Here is a 12,761-nt window from a genome sequence, read left to right on the forward strand (position 1 = left end):
CATCTTGTCCTGACAGCCGATCCGACAGATTGACGCGCACGTCAACCTTGCAGCATGAACCTGTGTCATATGGGGGCTATTCCAACGTTCGACACCGCACCGCTCGACGGTGCCCTCGCGGCCAGCATCCTCGACTGGTGGCATGATGCCGGCGTCGACCTGCTGGTCGAGGACGAGCCCCGCGACTGGAGGGCGCCCGAGCCTGCCCGTGCTCCAGCCCTCTCGCCCCAGCATTCGCCGGCTGCCGCGCCCATCACGGCACCGGTGGCGCTACTGCCCGACACGCTGGAAGCCTTTCTGGCTTGGCGGCTGTCCGATGCCGCGCCGGAGGCGACATGGGACGGCGTGTCGCTGACCGCCACCGGCCCCGCCGATGCCGCGCTGATGGTGCTGGTCGACTGTCCCGATCGCGAAGATGGCGAGGCGGGGCAGATCCTGTCCGGCGCGCCGGGCCGGTTGTTCGACCGGATGCTCGTCGCCATGGGCCAGTCGCGTGAGACGGTGCATATCGCCTCGGTCTGCGCGCGGCGGCCGATCGCGGGACGGACGCCCGCCGGACTGGAAGCGAGGCTTGCCGAAATCGCGCTGCATCATGTCGGTCTGATCGCCCCGCGCGGGCTGTTGCTGCTCGGCAATGCGGCGAGCCGTGCCGTGCTTGGGACCGAATTGACGGACGCGCGCGGACATTCGCATGTCGTTGACCATAAAAGCGGAAATTGCCGGGCTGTCGCCACATTCCATCCGCGCTTCCTGATCGAGAAGCCGATGGCAAAGGCGGAAAGCTGGAAGGATTTGCAAAGGGTCATGGGGGAATTGAACGCATGAAGCTGGGGCGGGCGATCGCGAAGGGCGCGGCCATCGGGGCTTTGTTGACGGTCGCCAGTGGTGCAGCCATCGCTGCCGAACCCGTCACCAACGCTGACGTCCGCAGCTCCACCGCGCTCAAGGCTCCGCCCGCCATCCCCGCGCTGCTCGATGCCGATCAGAAGGCAGGCTATGAGCGCGTCTTCGCCGCGATCCGGGACAGCCGCTGGACCGACGCGCAGCTGGAACTGGATTCGCTCAAGCCCGGTCCGCTCCACGCCATCGCCCGCGCCGAGCTTTACACCGCCAAGGGATCGCCCAAGGTCGATGTCGAGCGGCTGGTCGCGCTGCTCAACGAAGCACCCGAGCTGCCCCAGGCCGAACAGCTGGCCCGCCTTGCCCGGTCGCGCGGCGCGCATGACCTGCCCCCCCTTCCCGAGACCCACACGCTGATCTGGCAGGACGGCGCCCCCCGCCGCACCCGTGCCAAGAGCGTGCGCAGTGATCAGATCGCCGCCGATCTGGCCGCCAAGATGCAGCCCTTCGTCAAGGCGGATGATGGCCCCTCGGCGCGCGCGCTGCTCGAATCGACGCAAGGTTTGTCGCCCGAGGCGCTGACCGAGTGGCAGCAGAAGGTCGCCTGGATCTATTTCCTTAGCGGCGACGACGCCAATGCCCGCGCGCTCGCCGCCCAGGCCGCCGAAGGGTACGGCGACTGGGCGGTGCAGGGGCGCTGGACCGTCGCCCTGTCGGCATGGCGGCAGAATGACTGCCAGGCCGCCGCCACCGCGTTCGAGGGCACGGCGGCGCGCGCCACCGATGTCGATCTGCGCGCCGCCGCGCTCTATTGGGCCGCGCGCGCGGACATGGTGTGTGGCCGCCCCGACAAGATCGAGGGTCGCCTGCGCTCTGCCTCGCAATTCCGCGAGAGCTTCTACGGCCAGCTCGCCCGCCAGGCGCTGGGGATGCACGGCGACCGAGAGCCTAGGGGGCAGCTGGTCGCGACTGACTGGGCCGCGCTCGACCGTCGCCCCAATATCCTGGTCGCCGCTGCTCTGGTCGAGATCGGCGAGACCGACCTTGCCGATCAAGTGATCCGCCAGCAGGCGCGGATCGGCCAGCCGACCGAGTTCCGCAGCTTGGTCCGCCTCGCTGAATCGCTCGACCTGCCCGCCACCACCGTCTGGCTGGCGCATAATTGCCCCGCGGGCGTTACCGCCACGGCCGAGGCGCGCTATCCGACGCCCAGCTGGAAGCCCGACAGCGGCTGGCGGGTCGAAAAGGCGCTCGTCTATGCCCATACCCTGCAAGAGAGTGGGTTCCGCAACAAGGTGGTCAGTCCGGCAGGTGCCTATGGCCTGATGCAGATCATGCCCGCGGCGGCAACCGATTTCGCCCGCGAACGCGGCGTGTCGATCGATCGCTCGGCGTTGACCAAGCCCTCGACCAACATGGATATCGGCCAGCGCCATCTAGAGCGGCTGCGCGACATGACGGGTATCACCGGCGGCCTTCTGCCCAAGGTGATCGCCGCCTATAATGCCGGGCCGAAGCCGGTCGGCGAATGGAACAGCCTGGTCCGCGACGGTGGCGATCCGCTGCTCTATATCGAGAGCATCCCCTATTGGGAGACGCGCGGCTATGTCACCATGGTGCTGCGCAACTATTGGATGTACGAGAGTCAGACCGGCAAGTCGAAATCGCCTAGCCGCGCTGCGCTGGCACAAGGGATGTGGCCGCGCTTCCCCGGCCTGCCGGGCGCGTCGGCGATCCGCCTGCAACGTCCCAATGTGGCGCAGGCGCGCGTGACGCCGAAGACGACCATCGCGCTGAACGCGACGGTCAGCCCTCAGTCGCATACGGCGATGCCGCAGGCCAATTGATCGGGTTTGCGGCCAGAGGGATTCGCTTAGCCTACGACGTCGCTCACCACGCCGCCCCCAAAATCCGCGATCGAACGTTCATCCCGCCATGCCCATCGACACCAGCCGCAGCTTCACGCCCGTCCGCATCGCGGTGCTCACCGTTTCCGACACCCGCTCGCTGGCGGAGGACCGTTCCGGCGACACGCTGGTCGGCCTCCTCGCCGATGCCGGTCATGAACTGGCCGACCGCACCATCCTGCGTGACGACGCCGACCAGATCGTGGCGCAGCTGAACCGCTGGATCGACGACGCCAGCATCGACTGCATCCTGACCACGGGCGGCACCGGCGTCACCGGCCGCGACGTCACGCCCGAGGCGGTCGAGCGCGTCGCGACCAAGATGATCCCGGGCTTCGGCGAGCTATTCCGCTGGCTCAGCTATCAGACGATCGGCACCTCGACGATCCAGTCGCGCGCCTGCGCCTGCGTCGCGCGCGGCACCTATATCTTTGCGCTGCCTGGTTCGACCGGCGCGGTGAAAGATGCATGGAACGGCATCCTGCGCGACCAGCTCGACAGCCGCCACCGCCCCTGTAACTTTGTCGAGCTTATGCCGCGCCTGTTGGAGCGGTAATCAGTCGGCCTGCATCGCCGCGAGTTCGTGCCCGTCGACATCGCGGAAGTGAAAGCGCCGCCCGCCGGGAAAGGCGAAGATCTGCACGACGACCGACCCGCCCGCCGCCTCGACGGCAGCCAATGTCGCCTCCAGATCGTCGACCCGGATCACCGGCAGCGGCGCCTTCACCTTGTCCGCAGCGGCGTCGAGGCCCAGATCGGTATCCCCGCTCATCGTCGCGGCATAGTCCGGCCCAAAATCGGCGAAGGTCCAGCCGAACGCCTCCGCATAGAACCGCTTCGCCGCCGCCCGGTCGCCGACCGGCAATTCCAAATAATCCAAGCGTGCCACCTGACCCTCCATCGTTCTTGCTATGTTCTGAAAGCTGCCCTAGTTTCCAACGATGGGCAAGCCCGATTTCTCGAAACGGACGCAGCGCGGCGCGACGATCAATGCGACTAGCCGCCGCTTCGCGCTGCCTGAAAGCGTAAGCGACGGCGACTGGCTCGACGCCCAGGGCACCATCGATGGCGCGCCGCCGCCGCTGCGCACCAGCGTGACGGTGGAGCGGGCACGGACGATCCTCAGCCGCAACAGCTCTCCCGACATACCGTTCGACCGCTCGATCAATCCTTATCGCGGCTGCGAGCATGGCTGTATCTATTGCTTCGCGCGACCGAGCCATGCCTATCACGACCTGTCACCGGGCCTGGACTTCGAAAGCCGGTTGTTCGCCAAGCCTGACGCCGCCGAATTGCTGCGTGCCGAGTTGGGCAAGCCCGGATACCGCGTCGCGCCGATCGCGCTGGGGACGAATACCGATCCCTATCAGCCGATCGAGGGCGAATGGCGGATCACGCGCGCGGTCCTGGAGGTGCTGGCCGAAACCGATCATCCGGTCGCGATCACCACCAAGTCCGACCGCGTCCTGCGCGACATCGACATCCTGGCCCCCATGGCCGCCAAGGGGTTGGCGACCGTCTGTATCTCGGTGACGTCACTCGATGCGAAGGTCGCACGAACGGTGGAACCCCGCGCGCCGACGCCCGAGCGGCGGTTGGCCGCCGTGGCGAAACTGGTGGCCGCAGGTATTCCCACCTATGTTTCGATCGCACCGGTCATTCCGGCGATTACCGACCATGAAATCGAGCATCTGGTCGCCCGCGCGGCCGAGGCCGGCGCGCGCCACGCCTTCTTCATCCCCGTCCGCCTGCCGCACGAAGTCGCCCCGCTGTTCCGCGCCTGGCTCGACGCACATTTTCCCGATCGGGCGGGCAAGGTCATGGCGATCATCCAGTCGCTGCGCGGCGGACGCGACAATGATCCCGATTTCTTTACCCGGATGAAGGGGCAAGGGCCATGGGCCGAGCTTCTGCGGGTCCGCTTTCACCGCGCCTGTCGTCTGCACGGGCTCAACCTCGACCGGCCCCAACTCGATATAACCTGGTTCCGCCGGCCCAAAGGCCCACAGGGCGAGCTGTTCTGAGGATCGTCCCGCTTCCCCGGAGCGTTATGCCAGCGAAGGAGAGAAAAAATGATGACCGATCCCGAACAGACCAGCCCGGAAAATCTGCCCAACGAGGATGAGGCGGACAGCTCGGGCGGCGGCTATGGCAATCATGGCGAGGCTGGCGAGGACGAGCAGGATCGCCGCGAAGTCGGCGGCTGATCGTCCCGCCCCATTCCTAAAATCCGGCCCAACGCCGTCATCCCAGCGCAGGCCGGGATGACGGTGGGGTCCTTTATCCCACCAGGGCCAGCCGCGCCTCCGACGATTTCATCGCCACCGCCTTCACGCCCGGCAAATCCTCGATATGGCTCGCCAGTTCGGCATCGAGCAGGAAATTCCGGCCCAGCGTCAGCAGCGTATCACCGGCCGATCCCTCGATCCGCGCCCGGACTTCGCCCCGACCGTTGCGTAGCGGGTCGAGCATGGCGTGGAGCGCCTTGAAGGCGACCTTGTCAGTCACCGTGACCTCGACCACGAACTTGGCGGTGCTCGCCAGGCCGTCGAACAACTGAACCCGCTTGACGCTGACACGCGGCGCTTCCTCGCCCGGTCGGCGGTCCAGTTCGACGGTGATGAGCGCGCAGTCGCCTTCCTTGGCCGCCTTTTCGAGGTCGGCGGCGACCGAGTCATCGAAACAGGTCGCCAGGAACTGCCCCGTCGCATCGGACAGTTGCGCCATCATATAGCGCTTGCCGCGCGCCGAGGTCCGCCAGCGCGCATCCTCGACCAGCGCCGCCATGGTCGCACCGATCCGCGCGCCGTCGTCGGGGATGACGAGTTCGGTCAGCGAGGTATAGGTCCGCGCGCCGTGCATCTTGGCGATATGCGCATGGCGGTCGACCGGATGCGCCGAGAAATAGAAGCCGAATGCCTCCTTCTCCTGCTCCATCCGCTGCGACAAGCTCCAGCGGGCGCCGGTCGGCAGCTTGATCGCGTCGCCCGCGACTTCGGTTTCGCCGAACAGACCGCCCTGCCCGCTGGTCCGCCCCTCATGGGTGCGTGCGGCGATGGCGAGCACCATTTCGGCGACCGCATGGACGCCCGCGCGGTTAGGCTCGATCCCGTCAAACGCACCCGCCGAGGCCAGCGTTTCCAGCTGGCGCTTGTTCATCAGCCGGGGATCGACCCGCTTGGCGAGCGCGTCGAGCGAGGCGAACGGGCCGCCGGCCTCGCGCTCGGCGACCAGCTTCTCCATGGCGCCCTCGCCCACCGACTTGAGCGCGCCCAGCGCATAGCGGACGGCCAGGCCATCCTCATGCGGCTCGACATCGAACTCGGCCTGGCTGGCGTTGATGCAGGGGGGCAGCATCGTCACGCCCATGCGCCGCGCGTCGTCGACGAAGATCGCGAGCTTGTCGGTCAGCGCCATGTCGTAGCACATCGACGCGGCATAGAATTCGTGCGGGTGATGCGCCTTCAGCCAAGCCGTCTGATAGGCGAGCAGCGCATAGGCCGCTGCGTGGCTCTTGTTGAAGCCATAGCCTGCGAACTTGTCGATCAAGTCGAACAGCTCATTGGCCTTTTGCGCGGGGATGCCGTTCACCTCCTGGCATCCCTTGACGAAGATGGCACGCTGCGCGTCCATCTCCGCCTTCACCTTCTTGCCCATCGCGCGACGGAGAAGATCTGCGCCGCCGAGCGAATAGCCCGCCAATATCTGGGCGGCCTGCATCACCTGTTCCTGATAGACGAAAATGCCGTAGGTTTCGGACAATATCTGTTCGAGCAGGGGATGCGGGTAGATGATCTCCTCGGTGCCCTGCTTGCGGCGACCGAAGCTGGGGATATTGTCCATCGGACCCGGCCGGTACAGCGACACGAGCGCGATGATGTCGCCGAAATTGGTCGGACGCACGGCGGACAGGGTGCGCCGCATCCCTTCGGATTCCAGCTGGAACACGCCGACGGTGTCGCCCTTCTGGAGCAGCGCGTAGGTCGCATCGTCGTCCCAGGCGAGCGCGCCCAGATCGACCTCGACCCCGCGCTTGGCGAGCAGCTGCACCGCCTTTTGCAGGACCGACAGGGTCTTGAGGCCGAGGAAGTCGAACTTCACCAGCCCCGCGCCCTCGACGAACTTCATGTCGAACTGCGTGACCGGCATGTCCGAACGCGGATCGCGGTAGAGCGGGACCAGCTGCGCGAGCGGCCGATCGCCGATCACCACACCCGCGGCATGGGTGGACGAGTGGCGCGGCAGACCCTCCAGCTTGGTCGCGAGGTCGAGCAGACGGCGGACCTGATTGTCGTTGGCATATTCCTTCGCCAACTCGGGCACGCCGTTCAGTGCGCGCTTCAGGTCCCAGGGGTCGGTCGGGTGGTTGGGCACCAGCTTGGCGAGGCGGTCGACCTGGCCATAGCTCATCTGGAGCACACGGCCGGTGTCCTTGAGCACTGCGCGCGCCTTCAGCTTACCGAAGGTGATGATCTGCGCGACCTGATCGCGGCCATATTTCTCCTGGACGTAGCGGATGACCTCGCCACGCCGGGTTTCGCAAAAGTCGATGTCGAAGTCGGGCATCGACACACGTTCCGGGTTCAGGAAGCGCTCGAACAGCAGGCCCAGCTTCAGGGGATCGAGGTCGGTGATGGTCAGCGCCCAGGCGACGACCGAGCCCGCGCCCGAACCACGGCCCGGCCCCACGGGGATGTCGTGGTCCTTGGCCCATTTGATGAAGTCGGCGACGATCAGGAAATAGCCGGGGAAGCCCATCTGGATGATGATGTCGACCTCGAACTTCAGTCGCTCGTGATAGGCCTCGCGCCAGCCGGGTTCGCCCTCGCCCTCCAGCTCGGCAATACGGTCGAGCCGAGCCTCCAGGCCCGCGGTCGCGTCGCGGCGCAGCATCGCGGCCTCCCCCTCCCGGTCGCCTGCCAGGCTGGGCAGGATGGGCTTGCGCCACGGCGCCATCACCGCGCAGCGTTGCGCGACGACCAGCGTGTTGTCGATCGCCTCGGGCAGGTCAGCGAACAGCTGCTTCATCACCTCGGCGGGCTTGAGCCAAGCCTCGGGGCAGCTCTTGGGGCGGTCGTCCATTTCGACATAGGTCGAATTGGCGATGCACAGCATGGCGTCATGCGCATCGCGGAAGCCGCTATCGGCGAAGCAGCAGGGGTTGGTCGCGACCAAGGGCAGGTCGCGGTCATAGGCCAGGTCGATCAGGTCCTGCTCAGCCGCCATTTCGATTGCGTCGTCGCGGCGCGCCAGTTCGACATAGAGCCGGTCGCCGAAGATCGCCTGGAGCCGGTCGGCATAGGCCTTGGCGCGATCCGGCTGACCTTCCGCGAATAGGCGCGCGACGCCGCCCTCGCCGCCTGCGGTTAGTGCGATCAGACCCTTGCTGAACTTTTCCAGCACGTCGAAGCCGACATGCGCGGCCAGCTCGATCGGGCGGTCCAGATGCGCCGCCGAAACCAGCGCACACAGATTGTCGTATCCCTCCATGTCCTGCGCATAGAGCGCGATCCAGTCGACCATTGCGCCGACGTTCTCGGGCATATCGGGACGCGCGATGCCCAGCATCGTGCCGATGATCGGCTGAACCCCCGCCTTCTTCGCCGCGTCCGAAAAGGCCATCGCGGCGTACAGCCCGTTGCGATCGGTCAGCCCGGCGGCAGGAAACGCATTCGCCTTGGCCTGTGCCGCGATCGCCTTGGGATCGATCGCGCCGTCGAGCATCGTGAAGGACGAGAAAATACGAAGCGGCACATATCCGGAATGCATCGCCCATCCCTATCCGACCTCGCATGATTCGACCAGCGCGGAACCCGCTCCAGGCCGATCCGTTACGGCAACAGAAGGACCAATCCAGATCAGGGCAGGCAACGATGACTGATACCGACCGTTCCTTTGCCACCGCTTTCCGGCCCGGCGCGGGCTGGGGCTGGATATTGGCCTATGGCATTTTGTCGGCCTTGCTGGGGCTTGCCGCCTTTCTGTTTCCGGTGCCTGCGACGCTGGCCGCGACCTTGGTGATCGGGGCGTTCTTCATCGCCGCGGGCCTGGTGTCGATCGGTGCTGGCATTTTCGGCAAAGGCCATGAAGGGCGCGGCTATGCGATCGGGTTCGGCCTGGTGTCGCTCGTCATCGGCCTCATCATGGCGTTCGAGCCTGCGACAGGCGCGATCTCGCTCACGCTGCTGGTCGCGGTATGGCTTGCTTTGCGCGGCGCGCTGGAAATCGGCCTTGGCGCACGGATGCGGCGGCGGCGTGGGTGGATGATCGGCCTGGGCGTGCTGAACATCATCCTGGCGCTGTTCGTGCTCGCGACCCTGCCATGGAGTGCGATGACGTTGCCCGGTTATATCCTGGGGCTGAGCTTCCTGTTCGGCGGGATCACCGCCATCGCCTCCGCGCTGGATCACAAGAAAGGCGCGAGCGCCTTTTCGATGTGAGGAATACGCGGGGCCTCCGACTGCGCTCAGGCTGAACGGAGGTGGGGTTACAGCAGCCCTTCGATGTCCTTGACCAAATCCTCGGGCTTGGTCGTCGGGGCATAGCGGCCGACCACCTTGCCGTCCCGGTCAACCAGGAACTTGGTGAAGTTCCACTTGATCGCCTTGGTCCCCAGCACGCCGGGGGCCTGCGCCTTCAGCCACTGGAACAGCGGGTGGGCATCGTCGCCGTTGACGTCGATCTTCGCCATTACCGGGAAGCTGACGTCATAGGTCAGCGAGCAGAAGTTCGCGATCTCCGCCGCATCGCCCGGCTCCTGCGCGCCGAACTGGTTGCAGGGAAAGCCCAGCACGGTCAGCCCCTGGTCCGCATAACGGCGGTGCAGCGCCTCCAGCCCCTCATATTGGGGGGTAAAACCGCATTTCGACGCGGTGTTGACGATCAGCAGCACGCGCCCCTCATAGGCCGCCATGTCGACCGCCTGACCTTCCGCCGCCTTGACCGTGAAATCCGAAATACCGCTCATGCGTGCTTCCCCAGCAAATAGTCGAGATTGGCGCGGACGCCAGGCCATTCGCGGTCGATGATCGAATAGATGACGCTGTCGCGAATGCGCCCATCGGCCATCACCTGATGCCCGCGCAGCACGCCGTCCTTCTTCGCGCCCAGCCGCTCGATCGCGGTCTGGCTGCGCTTGTTGAGCGCATCGGTGCGGATCTGGACGGCCTGCGCTGCCATCACCTCAAAGGCGTGGGCGAGCAGCATCCGCTTGGCCTCGGTATTGACGCCGGTCCGCTGGACGCGCGTGGCATAGAAGGTGCCGCCGATCTCCAGCCGCCGATGCTGGGGCGCGATCCGCATATAGCGGGTGGTGCCGACCACCTCTCCGCCCGGCGTCTCCACCGTGAACAGCAGCGCGCGGCCTACATCACGCTCCTTGAGTGCCGCCGCCAGCCAGCGTTCGGGCGTCTTCATCATGGAGACATTGGCGTAGAAGATGTTCCAGAGATCGCCCTCTCGCGCCGCCTCGACCAACGCGGGCAGGTCGGCCTCCATGAAAGGACGCAGCGTCACATGGCGACCGATCAGCGTCGGCGTATCGGTCCAGACGCTCATTGCAGACGGCCTTCATGCAGGCGCACCACCCGGTCCATCTTCATCGCCAGCCGCTCATTATGCGTCGCGATCAGCGCCGCCGAACCCTCGCCGCGCACCAGCCGCAGGAACTCGGCCAGCACGACTTCGGAGGTATGTTCGTCCAGATTACCGGTCGGCTCGTCCGCCAGCACCAGCGGCGGCTGGTTGGCGAGCGCACGGGCGACCGCCACGCGCTGCTGCTCGCCGCCGGACAGCTGGCTGGGCCGGTGGGTCAGCCGGTGGCCCAGCCCCAGCGCAGTCAGCAAAGCCTTGGCCCGCGCCTCGGCTTCGCCAGGCAGCTTGCCCTGGACGAGTTGCGGCAGGACGACATTCTCGATCGCGTTGAAATCAGGCAACAGATGGTGGAACTGATAGACAAAGCCCAGATAGTCCCGCCGCGCGATAGTACGGCCATGCGAGTCGAGCTTGGACACCTCGTCGCCCGCGATACGGATCGATCCCGAAAAGCCGCCTTCGAGCAGCCCGACCGCCTGCAACAGCGTCGACTTGCCCGAACCAGAAGGTCCGAGCAGCGCGACGATCTCGCCCGGCGCGATCGCCAGATCGACACCGCGCAGCACCTCGATCGTCTGGCCGCCTTGCGTGAAGCTGCGCGACAATTCGCGAGTTGCCAGCACCGGCTCGGCCGCGCGGGGCTCGACTGCAGTTCCCATGCGGATGATCGGATCATTCATAGCGCAGCACCTGAACCGGGTCCGTGCTCGCCGCCTTCCAGGCGGGATAGAGCGTGGCGAGGAAAGAGAAGACGAGCGCCATCGATGCGATCACGATGATCTCGACCGGATCGGTCTTGGACGGCAGCTCGGTCAGATAGCGGATCGACGGGTCCCAGAGATTCTGCCCCGTCACGAACTGGACGAAGTTCACCACCCCCTGGCGATAGAAAAGGAAGATCGCTCCCAGCACCAGCCCGGCCAGCGTCCCCAGCGCACCGATGGTGGTGCCGACCGTCATGAAGATGCGCATCAACCCGCCCCGCGTCGCGCCCATGGTGCGCAGGATCGCGATGTCGCGCGTCTTGGCGCGAACCAGCATGATGAGCGAGGACAGGATGTTGAACACCGCGACCAGGATGATGATCGACAGCACGGTGAACATCGCCACCCTCTCGACCGCCAGCGCCTCGAACAACTGGGCGTTCATCGTCCGCCAATCGGCGATGACGGCACGACCGCCCAGCTTCTCGGCGAGCGGTGCCAGGATTTGCCCGACCCGGTCGGCATCCACCGTCTGGATTTCGACCATGCCGACCGTATCGCCCATCAACAGCAGCGTCTGCGCATCCTCGATCGGCATGATGACGTACGCTTTGTCATAGTCGTACACCCCGATTTCGAAGATCGCGCCGACCGTATAGCTGACGATGCGTGGGACCGTACCGAAGGGCGTGGTCTGCCCCTGCGGACTGATGAGGGAGATTTCCGAGCCGACCTGTGCGCCAAGCGCCTCCGCCAAGCGGCTGCCTATCGCGATCCGGCCGCTACCGGGCGTGACGCGGTTCAGATCGCCCATGATGATCTTGGAGCGTATGGCGGAATTACCCCGGATGTCCTGCACCCGCATCCCCCGAACCAACACCGCCTCGACCCGGCCGTTATAGCTGGACATCAGCGGCTGCTCGATCATCGGCACCGCGCTGGTGACGCCCGGCGTGACCTTGGCCTCGCGCACGATATCGCGCCAGTCCGGCAGGCGTCCGCCCACCCCCTGCACCACTGCATGGCCGTTCAACCCGACGATCTTGTCGAACAGCTCGGCACGAAAGCCGTTCATCACGCTCATCACGATGACCAGCGCGGCGACGCCCAGCATGACCGCGACCAGGCTGATCGAGGCGACCAGGAAGATGAACGCCTCTCCCTTGCCCGGCAGCAGATAGCGCCGGGCGATCATTCGTTCATAGCGAGAGAGGATCATTGCGGTCCGATCGATCCATGGAAAGTCCTGAAGCTGTGGCGGCTGTACGGGGCAGGTCCGATACTGGCAATGGCACCCGCCCCGCCAAGCCCGTTATGACAGACCAAATAGGCGACCCGGCACATTGTTGCGCGCACGCCACACAAGCCGCGCAATCGTAGCGGGAATGCCGCAAGAGGGATGACAAGTCGGCCCGTCCTAACGTACCACAATCGCACTGAGACACAGGCAAAAACGGCCGTGGTTCGGGGATTGCTCCAACGCTCGCCCAATGAGGTTGATGCGGGAGCGAGAAAAGGGGGCTGACGAGCGATCGTCACGCAGGCGCCCGGATCGGAAACGGTCCGGGCGTTTGTCATTCCGTCAACACCGCCCTCACTTTCGACCCTGAAAAGCCGCCGGAACCGGCGAGGGAACGGGGAGCTTCCAGACTGCCGTTCCCCGGTGCCGGCCCGGCGCCCGTAAGGGACTTTACCTATAGCAAATCAAGATGAACCG

The 12,761-nt window shown here is 65.8% G+C and carries 12 protein-coding genes; 6 read left to right on the forward strand and 6 right to left on the reverse strand.

What is annotated here, in order from left to right; genetic code table 11:
- Positions 1 to 69: 69 nt before the first annotated feature.
- The 3 genes from GGR45_RS08775 to moaB all read left to right on the forward strand — a co-directional run bounded on the left by GGR45_RS08775 (position 70) and on the right by moaB (position 3,303).
- Positions 70 to 825 (forward strand): uracil-DNA glycosylase, encoded by a 756-nt coding sequence (locus GGR45_RS08775; protein WP_175311294.1) that lies wholly within the window; start codon positions 70 to 72, stop codon positions 823 to 825.
- Positions 822 to 2,687: a lytic transglycosylase domain-containing protein gene (locus GGR45_RS08780; RefSeq protein WP_175311295.1), complete on the forward strand. Its 1,866-nt coding sequence runs from the start codon at positions 822 to 824 to the stop codon at positions 2,685 to 2,687. The genes GGR45_RS08775 and GGR45_RS08780 overlap by 4 nt, the downstream gene beginning before the upstream one ends.
- Before the next feature lie 88 nt (positions 2,688 to 2,775).
- Complete coding sequence (gene moaB, locus GGR45_RS08785) at positions 2,776 to 3,303, forward strand: molybdenum cofactor biosynthesis protein B (protein WP_175311296.1); 528 nt, start codon at positions 2,776 to 2,778, stop codon at positions 3,301 to 3,303.
- Here moaB and GGR45_RS08790 read toward each other — a convergent pair whose 3' ends face one another.
- The gene (locus GGR45_RS08790) at positions 3,304 to 3,636 is read right to left on the reverse strand and encodes a VOC family protein (protein ID WP_175311297.1); all 333 of its coding nucleotides are present in this window, start codon (positions 3,634 to 3,636) and stop codon (positions 3,304 to 3,306) included.
- Positions 3,637 to 3,688: 52 nt separating this feature from the next.
- Here GGR45_RS08790 and GGR45_RS08795 point away from each other — a divergent pair, with 52 nt between their 5' ends.
- Positions 3,689 to 4,771, forward strand: a complete 1,083-nt coding sequence (locus tag GGR45_RS08795) for a PA0069 family radical SAM protein (RefSeq protein ID WP_175311298.1) — start codon at positions 3,689 to 3,691, stop codon at positions 4,769 to 4,771.
- Between the two features lie 48 nt (positions 4,772 to 4,819).
- Positions 4,820 to 4,954, forward strand: coding sequence for a hypothetical protein (locus tag GGR45_RS19820; protein WP_281394119.1), 135 nt, complete (start codon positions 4,820 to 4,822; stop codon positions 4,952 to 4,954).
- 73 nt (positions 4,955 to 5,027) lie between these two features.
- On the opposite strand, the gene dnaE is transcribed toward GGR45_RS19820, so the two are convergent.
- Positions 5,028 to 8,516, reverse strand: a complete 3,489-nt coding sequence (dnaE, locus tag GGR45_RS08800; protein WP_175311299.1) for a DNA polymerase III subunit alpha — start codon at positions 8,514 to 8,516, stop codon at positions 5,028 to 5,030.
- Between the two features lie 104 nt (positions 8,517 to 8,620).
- Here dnaE and GGR45_RS08805 point away from each other — a divergent pair, with 104 nt between their 5' ends.
- Positions 8,621 to 9,187 (forward strand): HdeD family acid-resistance protein, encoded by a 567-nt coding sequence (locus tag GGR45_RS08805; protein ID WP_175311300.1) that lies wholly within the window; start codon positions 8,621 to 8,623, stop codon positions 9,185 to 9,187.
- 47 nt (positions 9,188 to 9,234) lie between these two features.
- Here the strand turns inward: GGR45_RS08805 and GGR45_RS08810 are convergent, their stop codons facing one another.
- The 4 genes from GGR45_RS08810 to GGR45_RS08825 are packed head-to-tail and all read right to left on the reverse strand — an operon-like array spanning position 9,235 to position 12,263.
- On the reverse strand, positions 9,235 to 9,714 hold the full coding sequence (locus tag GGR45_RS08810) for a glutathione peroxidase (RefSeq protein WP_175311301.1): 480 nt from the start codon (positions 9,712 to 9,714) through the stop codon (positions 9,235 to 9,237).
- On the reverse strand, positions 9,711 to 10,304 hold the full coding sequence (locus tag GGR45_RS08815; RefSeq protein ID WP_175311302.1) for a GNAT family N-acetyltransferase: 594 nt from the start codon (positions 10,302 to 10,304) through the stop codon (positions 9,711 to 9,713). Before GGR45_RS08815 ends, GGR45_RS08810 begins: the two co-directional genes overlap by 4 nt.
- Positions 10,301 to 10,999 carry an ABC transporter ATP-binding protein gene (locus GGR45_RS08820; RefSeq protein ID WP_175311481.1) on the reverse strand — a complete coding sequence of 233 codons (699 nt, stop codon included), beginning with the start codon at positions 10,997 to 10,999 and terminating at the stop codon, positions 10,301 to 10,303. The genes GGR45_RS08815 and GGR45_RS08820 overlap by 4 nt, the downstream gene beginning before the upstream one ends.
- A 13-nt stretch (positions 11,000 to 11,012) precedes the next feature.
- The gene (locus GGR45_RS08825) at positions 11,013 to 12,263 is read right to left on the reverse strand and encodes a lipoprotein-releasing ABC transporter permease subunit (protein ID WP_175311303.1); all 1,251 of its coding nucleotides are present in this window, start codon (positions 12,261 to 12,263) and stop codon (positions 11,013 to 11,015) included.
- Positions 12,264 to 12,761 lie beyond the last annotated feature (498 nt).

This window comes from Sphingomonas zeae, from assembly GCF_014197135.1.
In the GTDB taxonomy this organism is placed as follows: Bacteria; Pseudomonadota; Alphaproteobacteria; order Sphingomonadales; family Sphingomonadaceae; genus Sphingomonas; species Sphingomonas zeae.

Excerpts from the sequence above, each read along its gene's own strand:
- GGR45_RS08775 (WP_175311294.1), top strand. The coding sequence starts at position 70 with ATGGGGGCTATTCCAACGTTCGACACCGCACCGCTCGACGGTGCCCTC.
- GGR45_RS08780 (WP_175311295.1), top strand. The coding sequence starts at position 822 with ATGAAGCTGGGGCGGGCGATCGCGAAGGGCGCGGCCATCGGGGCTTTG.
- moaB (WP_175311296.1), top strand. The coding sequence starts at position 2,776 with ATGCCCATCGACACCAGCCGCAGCTTCACGCCCGTCCGCATCGCGGTG.
- GGR45_RS08795 (WP_175311298.1), top strand. The coding sequence starts at position 3,689 with ATGGGCAAGCCCGATTTCTCGAAACGGACGCAGCGCGGCGCGACGATC.
- GGR45_RS19820 (WP_281394119.1), top strand. The coding sequence starts at position 4,820 with ATGATGACCGATCCCGAACAGACCAGCCCGGAAAATCTGCCCAACGAG.
- dnaE (WP_175311299.1), bottom strand. The coding sequence starts at position 8,516 with ATGCATTCCGGATATGTGCCGCTTCGTATTTTCTCGTCCTTCACGATG.
- GGR45_RS08805 (WP_175311300.1), top strand. The coding sequence starts at position 8,621 with ATGACTGATACCGACCGTTCCTTTGCCACCGCTTTCCGGCCCGGCGCG.
- GGR45_RS08810 (WP_175311301.1), bottom strand. The coding sequence starts at position 9,714 with ATGAGCGGTATTTCGGATTTCACGGTCAAGGCGGCGGAAGGTCAGGCG.
- GGR45_RS08815 (WP_175311302.1), bottom strand. The coding sequence starts at position 10,304 with ATGAGCGTCTGGACCGATACGCCGACGCTGATCGGTCGCCATGTGACG.
- GGR45_RS08820 (WP_175311481.1), bottom strand. The coding sequence starts at position 10,999 with ATGGGAACTGCAGTCGAGCCCCGCGCGGCCGAGCCGGTGCTGGCAACT.
- GGR45_RS08825 (WP_175311303.1), bottom strand. The coding sequence starts at position 12,263 with ATGATCCTCTCTCGCTATGAACGAATGATCGCCCGGCGCTATCTGCTG.